The 17,872-nt window shown below is 37.1% G+C and carries 18 protein-coding genes and 1 riboswitch; of the genes, 3 read left to right on the top strand and 15 right to left on the bottom strand.

Annotated elements, in window-relative coordinates; all coding sequences use genetic code 11:
• Window positions 1-58: 58 nt before the first annotated feature.
• Window positions 59-253, bottom strand: coding sequence for a hypothetical protein (locus ACLIBH_RS04850; protein WP_439315568.1), 195 nt, complete (start codon window positions 251-253; stop codon window positions 59-61).
• A gap of 260 nt (window positions 254-513) precedes the next feature.
• Here ACLIBH_RS04850 and ACLIBH_RS04845 point away from each other — a divergent pair, with 260 nt between their 5' ends.
• On the top strand, window positions 514-729 hold the full coding sequence (locus ACLIBH_RS04845) for a helix-turn-helix domain-containing protein (RefSeq protein ID WP_439315661.1): 216 nt from the start codon (window positions 514-516) through the stop codon (window positions 727-729).
• A gap of 134 nt (window positions 730-863) precedes the next feature.
• Here the strand turns inward: ACLIBH_RS04845 and ACLIBH_RS04840 are convergent, their stop codons facing one another.
• The 13 genes from ACLIBH_RS04840 to ACLIBH_RS04780 all read right to left on the bottom strand — a co-directional run bounded on the left by ACLIBH_RS04840 (window position 864) and on the right by ACLIBH_RS04780 (window position 13,753).
• Complete coding sequence (locus tag ACLIBH_RS04840; protein ID WP_439315567.1) at window positions 864-1,775, bottom strand: conjugal transfer protein; 912 nt, start codon at window positions 1,773-1,775, stop codon at window positions 864-866.
• An 18-nt stretch (window positions 1,776-1,793) separates the two neighbouring features.
• Window positions 1,794-2,801, bottom strand: a complete 1,008-nt coding sequence (locus tag ACLIBH_RS04835; RefSeq protein WP_439315566.1) for a bifunctional lytic transglycosylase/C40 family peptidase — start codon at window positions 2,799-2,801, stop codon at window positions 1,794-1,796.
• 5 nt (window positions 2,802-2,806) lie between these two features.
• The gene (locus ACLIBH_RS04830) at window positions 2,807-5,044 is read right to left on the bottom strand and encodes a CD3337/EF1877 family mobilome membrane protein (RefSeq protein ID WP_439315565.1); all 2,238 of its coding nucleotides are present in this window, start codon (window positions 5,042-5,044) and stop codon (window positions 2,807-2,809) included.
• Window positions 4,995-7,451: an ATP-binding protein gene (locus ACLIBH_RS04825; RefSeq protein ID WP_439315564.1), complete on the bottom strand. Its 2,457-nt coding sequence runs from the start codon at window positions 7,449-7,451 to the stop codon at window positions 4,995-4,997. Before ACLIBH_RS04825 ends, ACLIBH_RS04830 begins: the two co-directional genes overlap by 50 nt.
• Complete coding sequence (locus ACLIBH_RS04820; protein ID WP_439315563.1) at window positions 7,435-7,827, bottom strand: conjugal transfer protein; 393 nt, start codon at window positions 7,825-7,827, stop codon at window positions 7,435-7,437. The genes ACLIBH_RS04825 and ACLIBH_RS04820 overlap by 17 nt, the downstream gene beginning before the upstream one ends.
• A gap of 61 nt (window positions 7,828-7,888) precedes the next feature.
• Window positions 7,889-8,389, bottom strand: a complete 501-nt coding sequence (locus tag ACLIBH_RS04815; protein ID WP_110393707.1) for an antirestriction protein ArdA — start codon at window positions 8,387-8,389, stop codon at window positions 7,889-7,891.
• Between the two features lie 169 nt (window positions 8,390-8,558).
• Entirely contained in the window at window positions 8,559-8,780 is a 222-nt protein-coding gene (locus ACLIBH_RS04810; RefSeq protein WP_017473211.1) for a hypothetical protein, read from the bottom strand.
• 25 nt (window positions 8,781-8,805) lie between these two features.
• On the bottom strand, window positions 8,806-10,008 hold the full coding sequence (mobT, locus tag ACLIBH_RS04805) for a MobT family relaxase (RefSeq protein ID WP_439315562.1): 1,203 nt from the start codon (window positions 10,006-10,008) through the stop codon (window positions 8,806-8,808).
• A gap of 227 nt (window positions 10,009-10,235) precedes the next feature.
• A complete protein-coding gene (locus ACLIBH_RS04800) occupies window positions 10,236-11,576 on the bottom strand; it encodes an FtsK/SpoIIIE domain-containing protein (RefSeq protein WP_439315561.1) in 1,341 nt (446 codons plus the stop codon).
• Window positions 11,576-11,956, bottom strand: coding sequence for a YdcP family protein (locus tag ACLIBH_RS04795; RefSeq protein WP_439315560.1), 381 nt, complete (start codon window positions 11,954-11,956; stop codon window positions 11,576-11,578). The genes ACLIBH_RS04800 and ACLIBH_RS04795 overlap by 1 nt, the downstream gene beginning before the upstream one ends.
• Window positions 11,957-11,969: 13 nt before the next feature.
• Window positions 11,970-12,284, bottom strand: a complete 315-nt coding sequence (locus tag ACLIBH_RS04790) for a YdcP family protein (RefSeq protein WP_101813536.1) — start codon at window positions 12,282-12,284, stop codon at window positions 11,970-11,972.
• A gap of 101 nt (window positions 12,285-12,385) precedes the next feature.
• Complete coding sequence (locus tag ACLIBH_RS04785; RefSeq protein WP_439315559.1) at window positions 12,386-12,571, bottom strand: hypothetical protein; 186 nt, start codon at window positions 12,569-12,571, stop codon at window positions 12,386-12,388.
• An 81-nt stretch (window positions 12,572-12,652) separates the two neighbouring features.
• Entirely contained in the window at window positions 12,653-13,753 is a 1,101-nt protein-coding gene (locus ACLIBH_RS04780; RefSeq protein WP_439315558.1) for a DNA cytosine methyltransferase, read from the bottom strand.
• Window positions 13,754-14,526: 773 nt separating this feature from the next.
• Between ACLIBH_RS04780 and ACLIBH_RS04775 the strand changes: the two genes are divergently transcribed.
• Together ACLIBH_RS04775 and ACLIBH_RS04770 are read left to right on the top strand one after the other, a co-directional pair.
• The gene (locus ACLIBH_RS04775) at window positions 14,527-14,739 is read left to right on the top strand and encodes a helix-turn-helix domain-containing protein (protein ID WP_439315557.1); all 213 of its coding nucleotides are present in this window, start codon (window positions 14,527-14,529) and stop codon (window positions 14,737-14,739) included.
• 177 nt (window positions 14,740-14,916) lie between these two features.
• A riboswitch (purine riboswitch) is annotated at window positions 14,917-15,017 on the top strand.
• A gap of 206 nt (window positions 15,018-15,223) precedes the next feature.
• Window positions 15,224-16,558 (top strand): NCS2 family permease, encoded by a 1,335-nt coding sequence (locus ACLIBH_RS04770; protein WP_439315556.1) that lies wholly within the window; start codon window positions 15,224-15,226, stop codon window positions 16,556-16,558.
• Window positions 16,559-16,707: 149 nt separating this feature from the next.
• Here the strand turns inward: ACLIBH_RS04770 and ACLIBH_RS04765 are convergent, their stop codons facing one another.
• Window positions 16,708-17,871 (bottom strand): MFS transporter, encoded by a 1,164-nt coding sequence (locus ACLIBH_RS04765; protein WP_439315555.1) that lies wholly within the window; start codon window positions 17,869-17,871, stop codon window positions 16,708-16,710.
• Between the last annotated feature and the right edge of the window lies 1 nt (window position 17,872).

Raw genomic sequence — 17,872 nt, 5'->3', positions numbered from 1 at the left:
GGAATTCCTTCGTGGAAAATTCACTGTCCTTAAGAAATTTATCTGCTTCATCTCTTAATTATTCAACAGTATCAAGAGAAGTTTTATCATATGGATTATCATCCAGTATGACAGATAATTTTACTGCCCTTTCCTCTTCCGCCAAAAAGTTACGTGGGAAATCTTCTTCCCCTGTTACCATACCTCCTGTAATTTTCGAACTGACAAAAGAAATACCCTTTTGGTCCGCAATCTTATCATTCAGTTCATTCATTTACTCCTTTGTTATACGGAAGTCTTTTCAGGTATCTACTGTTAAGCTTGTAATATTGATATAACTACTTTCCTTGTTTGCTAGAATTATAACGATTATCCTGTTAAACATTATAATTCTACATTTTTTACTGTTTGATACTGAGCACTTCCTATACGTATGCGCATAACGTATATACAAAATAAATTAACCTCATGGTAATGTACGTTTAAAAGTAAAGTTAATATATGAGGAGCAATTTCAATGAAAAAAGTTAAGTTATAATTAATCAACTATTATCTGATCGAGATATTTCTCTTACTCAACTCTATATTAAAACAGGTATTCGAGTAGCTGCATTGAGCGAACTCGCAAATGGAAAAAGGCAGCGAATTCAGTTTGAACATTTAGAAAAAATTGTTCAGGCACTTGATGTTGAAGATATGAATGAAGTTTTTTTATTGTTAAAAAAAATGATAAAAGAAGATATAAAATAATTTACTTCAAGACTTGACAATTAATACATGAATTTTAATGGAGTAATAAATTTATTGAATTACTAAATGATTACTAATTACCACGACTTGATCAGGCAGTAAGTACAAGTCGTGGTTTTTTCAATAAGAAATTTTTATTCTACAACCGTCCAATTTGTATCTTTTTCTAGTGTGAGTATATATTGTGAAAACTGTGTTGCTTGTGTTGTTTCGTCAATATATTTAACAGTAACCCATACTTTTATTTGACTATCTTTTATTTGAAAAACTGGATGGACTAGCTCTGAAAACAGATAATCCTTACCAATTGATGGTAAGGCACTATTTTTCACATAATAGGCAAGTTCTTTATCCGTGGCAGTCGGATAAAACGTAAAGAATGTCTCCAAAAACTCGGTCACTTCTTGCACCGTATCGGAATCGACTGTTCCGTTACTTTCAGGTTGTTGTGGCTCATAATCTGATTTATTGGGTATGCTCCATAAGGTAGGGTTTTGTGTAATTACTAAGTTTCCTACATTATCTTGATGAAGCAAAATTCGATAGGTAGAACGATTCTTTTGGCTATCTTTATCTTCTGTAATTTTTTGATCTACTGAATATACAACCGCATAGGTATTATCACTTTCTGGTGATATTGACCAGATATCAATATTACTCACACTGGAACTGGTAGGAATATCATCTCTTACGGTATCGGTATTTAAAGATTGTAAATGCTCAGTCAAGTAGTCATTAATCTTTTCCGCTCGTTCTTCAATAGAATCTTTTTCATTTTGCCATGTGTAGTAGTCTTTGACAAAGTTTTTCGTAAAACTTTCTATGGCACTCGTATCCATAATTTTTGTTTCAATGATTTCTCTTTCATGAACAGTATGCTGATCAATCGCTGTAAAGTTTTTATAAATGGCAAAGGCAAGACTGCCAATGAGTAGCACCCATAAAATAGTTACTATTTTTTTGCGTGTACCAACAGTCCGTACTTTCGTTTTTTTAGGTTTTGTTTCTAGCATTTGTTTTTCTTTTTTCTTAAAAATACCTTTCATTTGGTTCAATCCTTTCTATTATTTAATACGTCCAGCTCCAATAAGATGCTTTTGCCAGTAAGCAGTAGTTAAATCTGCATAACCAATCGGGTCGCCAGCTTGGTACATTTGATTATTTCCAAGGTAGATTCCTACATGTGTGACATACGTTCCCGCATTATATGTGGAATGAAAAAACACTAAATCACCAGGCTTTGCTTCCGATAAAGGAATCGACTCGGTCGCGTCATATTGCTGCTGTGCTGTTCTGGGTAAATTAATCCCTGCTTTCTGGTAACTCCACTGTGTCAGTCCACTACAATCAAAAGAGGTACTCGGATTGTCTCCACCAAAGACATAGGGATATCCCTCATACTTTAGAGCTTCATCCATAACGATCTGAATCATTTCATCATCAAATTGAGGCGAAATGAAATATTGACTTACTAAATCGACATAAAACATATTGCCATAACCATAACGCCAGCCACCATTTTTCTTTACTGCAATAGGATTTGTATAGGTAACTTTATTACCACCTGATCGATCTTTCGCAAAACTTTCGGCTAATCCAAAGCTATATTGTGCGTCTCTTTTTGCAACGTAATCAATAAAAGCACCGCCATAATTATAGGCTTGGATGACTGTATGTCCATCGACATGGCTTGCTTCTGCGGAACGCAACAAATCTGAAAAGTATTTTGTTCCTTGTTGAATAGAGGCTTCGGTATCTAAGGAATTAGGTGGTAATCCCAGCGATTCACTCGACTGCATTACGTCTGGCAATTTACCACCACTTTCTACTTCAATAATGGCAAGTAGGGTAGGCACATACTCACTAATTCCGTATTCTTGTGCATATTTCTCCACCATTGGCTGATGTCTTAACACATCAGCAGATACCGATATACCACCTATATCACTAATGAAGTCACCACCATCTGATGAATCTTCTTCATTAGATATAAAAATAGCCACAAATGCCAACAGCCCTAAAAAGCCAAGAAAACCTATTCCTCCAGCAATTAGCATGATCTTTAATCTCATAACTTTCATCGGCGTTTCTCCCTAGTTGCATGGATTGGACGCTCACTAATTCGTTTCTGATTTGTACGTTTCAAAGGTTTAGTTGGACGTTTGATGATTTTTCGACTATTTTTTGGTCTAGAATGTTCTTCATTGAGAGTTCGAGTTTCTTTTTTGATAGGTTGGTTGGAATTATCGGCAGAAATCAGATGTTCTTTTTTGTTTGGACTTGAGAACTGTTGTTGTAATTTGGTTTGCTTCATGTGTTCATTTTTTGTGGCAGGTCTTGTCTTTTGTTTTTGTTCAACAGCTGATTTCTTTAATCTATCCTGATGTAACGATTCATTGCCTTCATGTGTGACTGGTCTTTCATGAATGGCAGTATCACGAGAAGGCGGGCGCTTTTTATCTAATGCTTGTCGCCTATCCGCAATCGTTTGACGATGTTTTGCTTGACGTTCTGCATGTGTTTTTTGTCTCTTTTCTTTTGCTTGTTTCATGCCTTCTTTAAAATCACGGGCAGGTTTTGTAAGCTGTTCTTTTCCTTGCATCACTGCATATTCAGCAGTAGTAGGCAAATCATGCAGTTGTTCTTTGCGGTGATCTATATTCGCACGGAACTGATTTTTCGCACCAACCATTTTCCCTGTGACTTGACCCATTTTCTGGCTTAAAGATGGTGGTTTCGTACGATCAGTTGGACGTTCTTTGTTATCTTTTGTAGTCGATGTCAATCGTTGTAATGGACGTAGGGGAGAGGACAAACCCTTTTTTGTTTGCTTAGATTTTCCAACCATTGCCCCAACAGTTGCTCCTGCTGTTGCACCCGCAAGGCTCCGTCCAATTGTTCGCTGTAATCGCCGGCTGCCACGATTGAACATTCGGTAAGGACGACGCATGACTTGACGTCCGACTTGTTGCGAATCATTACTTTGCAGTTTAAACATGCTCATAATGTCGCCGAGTTTCATGTAAATACCTGCAAACGTCACAATCTGCAAAAAAGCAATCAAGAAAAACGGATAACTCGTTGTTAAGCTGTAAAGCATAGATGAAATGCTAAAGGCAATTGTAATAATCAATGTAATTCCAGCCCGAAGCATAATCACATTAAACAATTTCATAATCGCTTGTTTTCCCATGTTTTCAAAAGTTGGTATCATGGATAGTAGGAAGCTAATCGGTAAAAACATCGCATAAATAATAAACAGAATTTGCGAGAAAATCATAGTTCCCGATAATAAAAAAACAAAAATGGATATACCGATATTAAACAGAAATAAAAAGAAGACCATTCCTAAACGTGTGGTGGTCTTCGTAATGGTTAAGTTTTTATTGTCATGATCTTCAATTTCTGCTTTTACAGCATCTTCCCGATCTTTTCCATTATTCGTATCGGGATTGATAGAAACCAAGCTTTCAACACGTTCTTCACCAATCGTTTCTTTATCTGAATCATCAAACTGCAACAACATCCAAGGCTGTTCCACTTGAATCGAAAAGAGGTTATTCCGTATCAAATCAACACTATCTTTTCCCTGACTAGTAGAGCTAGGCATTAAGATTTTTGTTCCCAAATCTAAACTTGCTTGACTAATGTCAGCAGAAAAATCATTAATTTTAGTAATATAGGTTGGTGCATAAGCGATAAAAGAAGCTGACAAAATAAACACGACTAAAAAGTTTAGAATCGCCCGAATGGCTTTTGTGGTTTCTCGTTTCATTAAGCCCGTATAGGCCACATAAATGCCTATCACTAAAATGAAAAAAAGCAAGAAACCCACATAAAATCCAGAACTGCTGAAACCACTTGCGGTAATCCCAGCTAATGTTTGCATATTCTTTCCAATGGCATCTGCCGTCTGTGAAATAAAATCGAGAGAATAGGCTTGTTGGATTAAGTAGCCTGTTGCATTAGACAAATACAAGCTAATAATCCAGATGAAATTTGTAATCGTATAGAGCCCATACATGACTTGTTTTCCGATGCCATCGTTCCAATTCCATGGCAACCAATCCCAACCTGTGTCCACATAAAAATCGAGTTGGTAATGGTCAAGAGCATATTTAGAATACAGATTATTTTCTGACACCGTATCATCAACTAATCCAGCTGCTTGAGCAAATGTACCAAGTAAGAGAAGACATAGAAAAACGGCAGCACCAATGAGTACCACCGTCAAGACAATCTTTTTCCATTTTTGTTTTTTCAAATTAATCGCCACCTTTCTTCTCCTGTGTCGGTGGACGCGTGTCAAAAGCATGAAATAAATCTTCAAAGACAGGATGGACTTGAATAATACCCACACGCCCATATAAGTCTTGAATTAGACATTGTCCATTTTCCAGTTCCCGTAATCGTCTTTGATTCGATTCATCTTCCGCATCCACACCAAAGAATTGAAGAGTTTTCTTAATTTCTGTCATATCCCTGGAACGGAAAGCAAACTTCACACCGATATTATTTTTGAGTTTTTCATCGGTTAGATCATCCGCATTTTGCGTAACAAAGTAGACACCCGCATTCATGGCACGTCCTGCTCGTACTAGCTTATTAGAAAGTGTTTTTCCTTGTGTGACTTGTAGGAAACTCCAAGCTTCATCTAAGTCCACAATTTTAAATACACTTCGGTCGGAATGAATAAAGTCTAGTGCAAAAGTGGAAATGACAATCAACATGGCAACACTTAATAATTCCATCGTTGTATATTCTTCAAAACTTGTTTCTGCGTCTGGTAATACTAAATCTGCCACTTGAATGATATTCAATTGTTTTTCTAAACTAATCGAATGTTCCACAGTACCATCCGAAAACAGAAGGTGGGCAAAGTCATAATCCGTAAAACTTTCGATATGGTCAGCGATGGGACCAGCTAATGGATTAGGATCACTTCTTAATTCATGAATCACGAGAAGTAACCCACGTTCTTCCTGTTGACCGACAGCTCGAATCGCTCGTCGTAATACAGGGAACTTATCTCCATCTCGACTCGATATACCCGTGAGAAAGGTAAGAATATCAATGGCAAGACTTTCCGAATCCTTTTTCTTTTTCATAATGACAAAAGGGTCAAGTAGTCCTTTATTGCTTTCCTCACTCGTTAAATTAACAATATTTATTTCATGAGCAATTTCGGGCAATGTTTCTTTCCATTTTCCTCGTTCTGCCTTTGGATCAACAATAAGTGCTTGACCACCAAAGAGAACGGCATAATAAACAAGCAGGTTATTAGAAAAAGATTTACCTCCACCAAGTGAGCCTAAGAAAGAAGAAGCTAAGGCGTTCGTGACCGAACCTTTGACGCCTTGACTAGCAAGGCTAGGGTTGAGATATACATTTCTTCCCGTGTCCAAGTTGTAGCCAAAATATATACCTTCTGTTTCTCCAAGCATTTGTGTTGCTCCAAACCCAAGTCCTGCAAGAAAATCTGACGTGACATATTGGATATAGTCATTCATATACCGTTTACTGGCGGGGATAAATTCACTGTGTAAACCGATCATATCTCCAAATGGACGAACAAGTTTTACGTTCAAATCATCATAAAAATCTTTGACCTCATTACAACGCTGTTTGAGTTCATCCAAGTTAGGGGCAGATACTCGAATGACATAGCTTAACTTATACATTGATTCTTTACTTTGGTCGAGCACATCTTCTAGTTCATTTACCTGTTCCAATGCATCAATGACATTGCTGCCCGTTTCGTTATCGGATTCCCAGGCATGGTTATCTAAATCCTTTAGTTCCCTTTTCTTATTCCGCACCGTGGACAAGGCTTTTTTGTTGGTGACAATTTCCACATTCATGGAGGTATCGATTGGAAAATCGAATTGTTGTTGTTGATAATAAAAGATTTCATCCGATGGAAACTCAAGATCACCGACAATCGAATTAATGGTAAAATAAGCGACATACAATGTGTTTTCTTCCTGTTCGATTTTTAAATAACGTTGATTTTCCTCAATCAGACAACGAGTCGGTTTAATCAGATCATAACGCTTCACTAAAGTTTGCCTTTTAAATTTCTTTAGAGGTAGAGCATAATTATAATCGTCATAAGCCATTCCAGTTTGTCCGTGAAGGTGTTCAATCAGATAGCCAAAATCATTTTTATCTAAAGGGCGTATCTTAAAACGCCTTGATATTTTGTTCTGTAATAACGATTCCATTTTAGAGAAACGTCTAATTTCATCATGGGGCATGGAAACAAAATCTCCCATTAAATGATGGTTCACGTCACGGATAAAAGAAGATAGGGAAGTAGTCACTGACTTTCCCATCGACTTCATACTGAATTCTTCTTCATTCAGCAACAGTTTAAAACCAATAAAAAAACGATAGTCTATCTGATGTTCACCAATCATGGAAACAAGGGCTTCTGTTTGGTCATCGATTCGATCATAAGCAACCTCTTGTAATCGTCCTGTGACTAACTTTTTACTTCGTTCCTGGACCGAGCGTATACTGCTTGCGGTACTGATCTGTAATGCGTGAATTTTCCCATCTTGATTTTGTGCAATTAATTGACGAAAGTGATCATGCACCTGTATTTTTTCATCCTCCGACAAAAAAGAATAATTATATGGCAATAGTTCATAATAGGCAAAACATTCTCCGTCATGGTTAAAAACAAGATTATTCTCGAGATATTTAATCGGATAACGCATGTACTTCACTCCTAACGGCAGTAATGGATTCATTTACTTTCATACGTTGTAGTTTGACGGATTTTCCTGCATACGTAACCTTAGATCGAAACCAATAAGTCAATGCAGACTTGAGAAAACTATATGGTTTTTTGCCATCAAATGTTTTCTGACTCATAAACCATGTCAAACCAACTGGAATTCCGACATATTTTAATAACGCTCCATTGATCAAAGAAAGTGGGGGAAGATTCCCTAACAACATGACAATTAAAAGCGAAAGTACAAACCATGACATTTGATTGAATGTGACGGGAAAAGGTAAACGAAAATCATTAATGGCATAAATCACTTTTTCAACTGACCAAATACGCGTATAACTTTTTAACTTTTTCACATGAAATCATCCTCTCATACATAGAAAAAGCAGCCTGTACGATAACAAGCTGCTTGTTCACTTACTGCGTATATTCAAATACACCATTTGACGTAATTAGAAAACTACCCTCAATTTCTAAATCACGTCCAAAGGCTTCATAATCAAAATAGTTTTGTAGATTAGCAGGGACTTCTCCTAACATTCCTGTTTCTTCTACCAACACTCTTGCGACATCTGCCATATTCTCACAATCAGGATAGTACATAATATCATCTTGGTGTTCCAGTAATTCTTCTATGCTGTTAAACCAATAGCTTTGAACTTCAGAAAGAGAATCATAAAGCGGTGTCCCCGCAATCTCTTCCACCATCGCACATAAACGGTTCACTTCTGAAATAGGTGTATATTCACCAATTTCAAAAGGGAGTTCGTAATCAAAGATGGCATATTCTTCATACTCTCCATTCAAACCGATACGTTCTTTTACTTCCTCAAAATCAATAGGTGGTGTAAACCAAGCACCATTAACTTCCCCTTCATTATACTTACCGAGATTCGTTATAAAAACTTGCATTTCCATAGAAGCTCACATCCTTTTTTATTAAAAATAGCCATAAAAAAAGCAGCAGTGTTTTTTCTGCTGATACACAAAATAAGACTTGTTAATCCCTACCGCACTACCGTTTGGTTCACCATTTGTTTGCAGAACATAAGAAGAACACTTATCTTCCACAAAAAAACGGTACAATTTAGGCCCCTATGATTCGATTAAATAAGTTTAACAATACATCTTTCACTCCACTTGCATTAAAGACTAATCCCACCGCAACTAAAGCAATAATCAAAAATCCAATCAGTTTGGAAAACTCTCGTTTAAAGCCTAAATATATTCCAATCACGACAATCGCCATTAATACTAAAGATTGCGCATTACTTAAAAACCAGTTGTATAGGTTCTGCCCAAAGTTCATTTGAATTTCTCCCTTCAATAGTTAATCATTCATTATCTGATAGCGGTTGAATCACTTTCTCGATAGGAATGGTTTGTTGCATGAGTATCTTTTGGTGACGGTCGGATAACTTTACTTGCTCCAACATGTCCTCAATTACATTCGTTTGATTGAGTTCATCTATCTTTGTTGCTAATTTCCAAGTAGGTGCAACTTGTCGAGCAAGCCACCTTAGTGACTTTTCAAACGTATAGGGTTCAGGTTTTGTCGTTAAAGAAATTTTTCTATTCACGCCTAGATCAATAAATCGTTGCCATGCTTTATTCATTTTCCAACTGCTTCGCCGTTTTTCTTCGTCTTTATCGACAAAACGAATATACCGATTAATAATCGAAAAGGCGGTTCGTCCAGCATCTTCATACGTCATTAAATCTACAATCGCGTGATAAGCACGATCATTCTTTAAACGAATTTCAAAACGGTTTTTCACATCTGTATCTTCGAGTGATGTTCCATGTTTCATGTATTGCTCGTAATCTTTCTCATACGCACAAAAGTACACGTCACTTTTTAACGAACCGATATATAACGTATTTCCCATGTCAGGCTTTTCTTCATTCTGTACAAGTTCACCAGAACGGTAGCTTTTAAAACTACGAAAAACGGAAATACATTCTTCATTACGACATTTGTTAGTTAGAAACGGAATATCCAATATGCCTGTCTTATCGTTTATCGCAAGATCAATCCGTTTAAAAACACCACCAGTCCGAAACACTTCCATAAAAAAGTCGAACCATGTTCGTTGCTGGGCTAGTAGGAAATTCTCAAATTGTCTACATCCTTTTCCTTTAAGTTCGAGTAAACAACCTTTATCTTCATCGGGTGAAACCATGACAACGATATCACCAAAAACGTATTGTTCCATATAAGAGTAAAAAGCAAAATCCTCATGCAACATGTACTCCATTTTGAGTTTCAAAATATCTTCAATGACAGGCTTCGGGTTTGTCGTTAAAAATCGAATCCGCACATAGTCAAACAAAATTTCGAGTGGAGCATCTGGATTAAATTGTTCTAAAATATCGAACAGAGCATTTTGTAATGTTTGGGTCGGAGTTACTTTTCCTCTTTCAATTTCACTAATATACTGTCTTGAGATTCCAATATGAACAGCCAGTTTATTTTGCGACACACCGTATTTCAATCGTTTTTCTTTTAATCGTTGATACCAAGGTATTTGATTCATATACATTCCTCCCAACACAAAAGAGATGTCAACTAAAGGTTAAAAGCTGACATCTTCTTCATATGCTCCAAACCGTTGTGCCATCAGGTATTATTGGTCTTTGGAACAGTTTCTTATTGTTTTTCTACCCCCCTGTTAGAAATGGGGGGTTAAGGCGTGGCTATCGCCACGCAGGCTTAGCCCAGCACGTCGGCTTTCGCTTCGCACGCCGCCGCACTTGGCAGCCTTTATTGGGCTAGTTTAGCAATCTCATTTAAAAAATCATGTTCTTTAGGGACAAGTGGTGTATAAAATTCAGAAATGACATTATCCCCTTTATCAACATACCCTCGTCCTTTGATCTGTTTTAAGAAAAATTGCTTTTGTACGTCACTACCGAACATCATGCCATATCCAAGTTTACTCATACGACCTAAAGCAACCCGAAAATTAAACTGATCACGAATCCCATCGCCAAGATATTTTGCGTCTGGACGTTGACAGGCGAGAATAAGGAAAAACCCTGCTTGTCTACCTAACATAACAATTTGTTTTAGTTTGGTTAACACAGCGGTATTTTCCTTGGAAACAAGCATTTCCATGAATGCGACATATTCATCAAAGACTAAAAAGTGAGGAGATAAGCCTAAATAAGCATAGTTTTCCCCTGTTTTATAGCCCTTCATCTGTTTCATATCCTCACTGCGGGCCATCATGTCATCATAGAATTGATCAATACATGCCTTCATATCTTCTTTTTTGTAGTACACATCAGGCATAACAGTGGCTAAATCCGCTAAATCTGCATTTTTGGGATCTAAGATATACAGCTTTGCATCTGTTTTTAACAGCGCTTCAATCAGTGTGAGAATAAAGTACGTTTTCCCACCACCTGTTCCACCAGCGATTAACATATGGGGGAGTTTATCATAATCCCAATACATTGAGTCCATAAGCTTTAAACTGCCATTATCTGCGATTACTTCATCAATGGAAATACGACTATTAATTGTGTCATAGAGCAAGATGTATTCTACAAAAGAATCATGTAATTCTTTCGATACCAACTCACAGTACAAACCACTTTCCAGTTTGTTTTCGAGGTTTAATAATTGCTCTTGATATTTTCCCAATGTGATTTCTGTTTGAATATGAAGCAATCCTTTTTCCAGCCGATAATACATTTTAGGAAAGTGACTAATTTTATCTTTTGCTTTTCCATTTGGTATGTCTTTAAAGAAGCTACTTGATTGTACCTGTTTCGTTTCATACCAACCATTTTCCAGGATCATTTTAGCAAGTTTTTGGCGGTGAATAATCTGTCTGATACGATCATATCGATACCGATAATAAACAAAAATACAGCCAGCTACCATCACTAAACTAATCACCAGTGAAATCAATCCATACGTACTCATAAAATGTGCTTGAAATTGATCAAGCTGCCACATTGTAGAAAGTAAAAATGACAGATGAAAAGGGATAAAAGAAGCGATCCATATACCAACCAGTCTAAAGAATACAAATTGAAAAACGAGGGATACATCACTCTCTCGAATTCGTTTCCCTCGTCTTCTAAAAGCTTTCATTATTTTTCCTTACTAGGGATAGACTTTGGAACGTTACTAGTTGATGTTGCCGCTTTTCCCTTTAAGACTAAGTCATCTGCCTTTATATACCAATCAACATCTGCGCCACGAAATGTTGCATTTGCGACTGTATCTGCGACAGGATTCATAAGTTCTACTTCAGCATTATAATCAAATTCTTTTAGTGGAACGGAAGCAGGAAGACTCACTTGAATCATGCGACCTTGTTCACGAGACTTTAAGTCATAGGTGCGTTCTTTTACCTCGGTTGATACCGTGCCATCTTCGTTTTGAAGGAAAACTTCACGTCGTAATGCCGAAAATTTTAATAATCCAAAAGTCTTTTCTTTATCAATGACAATACCTTGTGCTAACCTCATATCTTTTTCCTCCTTATGCTTTTACCATGTCATCTGCATGTAAAATGTAATTTGTGAAACCCCGTTCTCCAATTTTATATCCCTCTGCGGTAATCCTTGCATTGACTAGTTTTACTTTTTCCTCATGTTCAAAGAACTTTTCTCCTGCTTCTTGCGGGAGAATCACCTCAACATCATCTGCACGTTGAATATCGGAATACAGATTATAGCTCCTAGAAAGAGTGGTCATGCGTCCATTAATCCGTCGCTGTTCAACTTTGCCTTCTCCAGCGTATTCTAAATTTCCAAATGTTTTTTCCATGTTTGGAATAACATGTTTCAATTCCATCTTTCATTACCTCTTTTCTAATTTATATTTTTATTTATCCATAAATGTCAGAAGCTAAGAGAAGGGAGGAGAACGAGACATATACATTTACAAATCACTCCTTATGTTTCTTGTAGACGATAATCAACACGTCCATAAATGACACACCAAAATACAACCATTGTTTCTCCATTTTCATCACGTATCAATTTCCCATAAGGAAAAAAAGGAAAGTCTTCAATCTCAATTTCATTCATAACAAAATGATCATCAATCCATTCCATCACCTTTGCTTCATTTTCTTCCAATAGAACCACACTCCCTTATTGATATGGCCAATAAAAAAGCATGACAGATGGAATTTGTCACACACACGTTAGTTGATTTATCTATAAAACTTCTGCAATACCAGCCATAATATATTCCACACATGGTACAGCAATCGCATTTCCAATCGCTTTATATCTCGCATAATCACTAATGACTTCACTATTAATTCCAAAAGCTGTCCAGCCCTCTGGTAATCCCATTAAACGTTCACATTCCAATGGTGTTAGTTGTCGGATATAACCTTCATCTTCTTTCCCTTCATACCAAAAAGAAAAAATATTGACTGAACCAGCTAGCAAAGTTGGGAAAGGGTCATTTGTCCGTCCGAAACTTCCAATGAATCCTGATTTGTTTTTATCTTTTGCGGTACTTCGCATACGTCTTTCTTGAAAGGGACGGACAACGGGTATTTTCCTCCTTGCTTTTTCAAAAGATCTTCGACTGGCTGCGGTGGAGGATGTCCTGCCTTCCCCGCAAGACGCAGAAAATGATTGCAGTTTGCGGGTTTTAAATAATATTTCTCTGGAACGTGTTCCTCCAAAATCTGCCACGAGGAAGATACGTCTTCTTCTTTGAGGAAGTGTGGGCTTTCCCCAATATCGGGCATCCAACACGCGCCAGCACACATCAATTTCATTCCCTCGGACCATTCCTGCTTTTGCCCAGACTCCAGAAGTAGGCATTGGAATTTCGGTATTTGTGAACGACTCCAACACGGCTTTAAAATCCAACCTGTTATTTGATGAAAAAGCTCCCATGACGTTTTCCCAAACAGCGATAACTGGATATGTTCCATTCGTTGCACACCTCATTTCCTCGATAATTCGGATTGCATGGTAGAACAAGCTGGACTGACTACCTGCTAATCCTTCTCGTTTACCGATATTTGATAAGTTTTGACAAGGTGAACCAAAGGTAATGATATGAACAGGCGGTATTTTTTTACCATCTATTTTTGTAATATCTCCGAGATGGAGTATGTTAGGAAAGTGGTGTTTTGTAATAGATACAGGTACTTTTTCAATTTCACTTGCCCATGTTGGTGTAATTCCATAACGAGAAGCGGAGAGGGGGAAGACACCGATTCCATCAAAAAGACTACCTAATTTTAAATTTGTGTTATAATTATTTTTAGAAATGTTATCTATCAAATATTTCACCTCGAATCTCAAAAACTAAAAAAGTCATCTGTAGGTGAAAACCATTCAAATGACTTTAAATATATTTATTGAAATGATAAAAGTGTAAGACGAGATTTTAAGTTTTTATCACTAATTTTTCTCATGAAAAAAGACGCTTCAATATGAAACGTCTCTTGTTTAAGATATCAAATATTTTAGTGATAACCCTAAGCAGTGATTTGCATTTATTGCATTAAAATTGCATTGTTTTAATTTTTTATATCAATTTATATGGATTGATACTTCTTCAAAACCCTTTAAAATCAATGATATTGCTCTATACCATGCATGGTGAAAGTAGAGTGGGAATGATCAACATACATCGTATTAGCACGCAACTTTTTAGATGAATAAAGATAGGGTCCCTTTCCTTACTTTTAGTAAAGGATTAAAGTAATTACAGTTAACGCCATTTGAACGGTTTCGCTGTCAAATGGCGTTTTTATAATTGTGGTTGTACGAAATATGACGTTGATGAAAAAATCACTTGTCGATTCGCTTATGGGTACAGAAACTTCACGAATTATAAGAATCGAAACACGCTCTTTATTTCAAGCGAAAATCTGTAGAAACAAAATACAATACAAAATATAAAAAAACACACTCCAATGCAAATGAAACAGCATGGAAGTGTGTGCAAAGAGGATACTATCCCTCTTTAAGCTGACTGGAACGAAAAATCGACGGACTCCTGCGGAAATAGCAAGCGTCCGAAGATCATTGTAGCGACTCGGATAGAGGGGCTACAGAAGTTGAGGCCGTGCACGCCTCGAATGTATTTAGAAAAGGTTAGAGTAAATAAAGCGGAAAAATTACTAATAACTACGAAACTTAATAGTACACAGATTGGGTATCAAAGCATCTCTAGTTTTTACAATGCATTTAAGCGAAATACAAGCTTCTCACCGAGTCAATTCCGCACGTTTCATGAGAGTAATAATAGTTTAAATAAATATCAGGACTAAATTCATTTCTTAGCAAAAAATGAAAATGAATAAAAAGGACGCCAAGAATTTAGCGAGGAAAAGGTCGTCCCGTGTACAATTGGTAAAATCCGAACGATTCACTCAGGAAATAAATTAACGTTCGTATTTGTGATTGACGAGTTGGCTAAAAAAATGTATGATAGTTTTATGCTTAAGTGAAAACGTAATAGGTGATCGCGTATAATCTGGGAAATATGGCCTGGAGTTTCTACCAGACTACCGTAAATAGTCTGACTACGCAGATTAGAGGATTCAAGGGAAAAGGAGATTTCGACAATCTTTCCTTTTGCTTTTATCTTTCTATTTTTGCGTTCTGTATGTAGAGCTCCGTATCGTTACGGGGCTTTTTGTTGTTTAATAAGCCTATCAAATAGGGAAGCTTAAGCAAATGCAACGGAACATCTAAAGTTCCACGAAATTATTTTGCAATTATAGTATTTATCATTTGAGGAGGACACAACGATTGAAAAAGTATTTTCGGTTTGAAGAATTAGGAACAAATTATAAGACGGAGTTTCTGGCAGGATTAACGACCTTCTTAGCAATGGCTTATATTCTTTTTGTTAACCCAGCAACGTTGTCACTAGTTGGTATTGAAGAGCTGCCGGAAGGTGTAACACGAATGGATCAAGGTGCAGTATTTACAGCAACAGCTATTGCTGCTGCAGTAGGTACTTTATTCATGGGAATCATCGCTCGGTATCCAATTGCGCTTGCACCTGGAATGGGTTTAAATGCATTTTTTGCGTATACTGTCGTTTTAGGATATGGGATACCTTGGGAAACAGCTTTGGCCGGTGTATTAGCTTCTGGACTTATTTTTATCGTTTTAACACTAACTGGTCTACGGGAAAAAATTATTAATTTGATTCCACCAAATTTAAAATTGGCAGTAGGTGCCGGTATAGGGCTATTTATTGCATTTATTGGTTTTCAAAATGCGGGGATAATCGTTGGCAATGAAGCAACGTTGGTCGGTATTGGGGACTTAACGGCGCCGACCGTTTTATTAGCAATTTTCGGTATCATAGTATCGGTGTCACTGTTAAGCTTGAATATTCGTGGTGGTATATTTTATGGTATGATTCTTACCTCGATAGCTGGGATGGTTTTTGGATTAATTGATCCACCGCAAGGTATTGGTGGGATTGTTGGGGAAGTTCCAAGCTTAGCTCCTACGTTTGGACAAGCCTTTGCCCATTTTGGCGATATTTTTACGATGCAAATGTTTGTCGTTATATTAACATTTTTATTTGTGGACTTTTTTGATACTGCGGGAACGCTTGTAGCAGTAGCTACGCAAGCTGGATTAATGAAGGATAACAAACTTCCGCGCGCAGGGAAGGCATTATTTGCTGATTCCACGGCTACCGTTGTTGGATCGGTCGTAGGTACTTCCACTACAACTTCCTACGTAGAATCTACGGCAGGTGTAGGTGTTGGAGGGCGTTCTGGGTTTACTGCTGTCGTTACGGCTTGCTTTTTCTTATTAGCATTATTTTTCTCACCTTTACTAAGTGTTGTAACCGCAGAAGTAACCGCGCCAGCATTAATTATTGTTGGAGTATTAATGTCAACAACCTTAAAAGACATTGACTGGGATCAATTTGAGATTGCCGTTCCTGCATTTCTAACAATTGTAACAATGCCCCTTACGTATAGCATTGCAACTGGAATCGCAATCGGTTTTATTTTCTACCCGATTACGATGATATTAAAAGGTCGCGCAAAAGAAATTCATCCCGTGATGTACGGCTTGTTTGCAATATTTGTATTGTACTTTATATTTTTAAGCTAAAATCTTTTAAGGAAAATAAAAAACGTGCCATGTTTATATAGGCACGTTTTTTGTTGTGCAAATGAGTAAAGCTAGTTTCTTTTAAGCGTCTTAACCATTTTTGACCGCCCTGTTTGCATGTAAGTAGGAGGAAAATTACGTTTGTTTCATTAAAATTGAACACTTTTCTTTCTAAAAGAAGTAAAGTGATATATAGCTAAACAGAGTGTACCAATTAAGGCAATTCCCCCCATGACAGCATATAAAGTCGACCCTCCAAAGGAATCAATCAACGCCCCACCAATTAATGAACCGATAATTCCCGATATTCCAAAAAATACAGAATAATAGACGAGGTGCCCAGTAGATTGCAGAAGCTTTGGCGTAATTCTTGTGATGTAATCAAAGGATGCCACGTAAAAGATACCGAATGTAAGTCCGTGTGTTACTTGTAACAGAATAATATAAAACGGTGCATCGACAGCCGCGTATAAAAACCAGCGAAGTGTATAGAGTACACCGGCAAGAACGATAAATACAAACGGATGATATTTACGAAACCAGAAACCAGCTGTTGCGAACACTGCTGCTTCGCTAGCTACCCCAACAAACCACGCGATACCGACGAGCCCCTCTGCTCCGCCAAGCTGTGTTATATACAGGCCTATAAAACTATCATTTGCACGGTGTGATATAGTAATGAGCATCATAAATAGTAAAAAGAGAATGAAAGGTTTGTTTTTAACGAGTTGACTGACGTCTTTTAATTGAATTGGGTCAGAATCAGTCTCTACATCGGTCAATCGTACGACAATAAATAATATTGCAATCCCAAAAATGAGGTAGGGCCAAATCATATGTTCAATACCGATTGATGTTAATACCCAGCCGACTACTAGAGAGGAGAAAGCGAAGCCAATAGATCCCCATGTTCGGATTGTTCCGAATGAAACGCGTAAATCGAACGCTCTACGTTGCGCCAAGCTATCACTTAATGCTCCAACTGGAGAGGAAAAAAAGTAAAAAATCGCGCCAACACATAAAATGGCAATAAACCCGTTCATTTTGAAAAAAATTATACTACTTATTAATAAACCTATGACACAAATGAACAACATCCGTTTAATCGTTTTATATTTATCGCTCATATATCCCCAAAACGGCTGAGAGAAAATAGAGGCAAGCGGTCCAATTGCCAATACCCAGCCAATTTCTGTTCCAGTTAGCCCTTTAAATTTTAAATATAATGGCAAAAAGCTAATAATAATTGTATTTGTTGCATGAAAGCTGAAAAGCAACATCTTTAATGGTATTAATGATTCGTTTTTGGTCAAT

Origin of the sequence: Virgibacillus sp. W0430 (assembly GCF_051846935.1) — a bacterium.
In the GTDB taxonomy this organism is placed as follows: Bacteria; Bacillota; Bacilli; order Bacillales; family Amphibacillaceae; genus JBPYCR01.
This window is presented reverse-complemented; position numbering and strand designations above follow the sequence as displayed.

Coding starts and splice junctions, on each gene's coding strand:
- ACLIBH_RS04815 (WP_110393707.1), bottom strand. CDS start 8,389: ATGGAAATGCAAGTTTTTATAACGAATCTCGGTAAGTATAATGAAGGG.
- ACLIBH_RS04840 (WP_439315567.1), bottom strand. CDS start 1,775: ATGAAAGGTATTTTTAAGAAAAAAGAAAAACAAATGCTAGAAACAAAA.
- ACLIBH_RS04795 (WP_439315560.1), bottom strand. CDS start 11,956: ATGAGGTTAGCACAAGGTATTGTCATTGATAAAGAAAAGACTTTTGGA.
- ACLIBH_RS04825 (WP_439315564.1), bottom strand. CDS start 7,451: ATGCGTTATCCGATTAAATATCTCGAGAATAATCTTGTTTTTAACCAT.
- mobT (WP_439315562.1), bottom strand. CDS start 10,008: ATGAATCAAATACCTTGGTATCAACGATTAAAAGAAAAACGATTGAAA.
- ACLIBH_RS04810 (WP_017473211.1), bottom strand. CDS start 8,780: ATGAACTTTGGGCAGAACCTATACAACTGGTTTTTAAGTAATGCGCAA.
- ACLIBH_RS04800 (WP_439315561.1), bottom strand. CDS start 11,576: ATGAAAGCTTTTAGAAGACGAGGGAAACGAATTCGAGAGAGTGATGTA.
- ACLIBH_RS04830 (WP_439315565.1), bottom strand. CDS start 5,044: ATGCTTTTGACACGCGTCCACCGACACAGGAGAAGAAAGGTGGCGATT.
- ACLIBH_RS04790 (WP_101813536.1), bottom strand. CDS start 12,284: ATGGAATTGAAACATGTTATTCCAAACATGGAAAAAACATTTGGAAAT.
- ACLIBH_RS04850 (WP_439315568.1), bottom strand. CDS start 253: ATGAATGAACTGAATGATAAGATTGCGGACCAAAAGGGTATTTCTTTT.
- ACLIBH_RS04835 (WP_439315566.1), bottom strand. CDS start 2,801: ATGAGATTAAAGATCATGCTAATTGCTGGAGGAATAGGTTTTCTTGGC.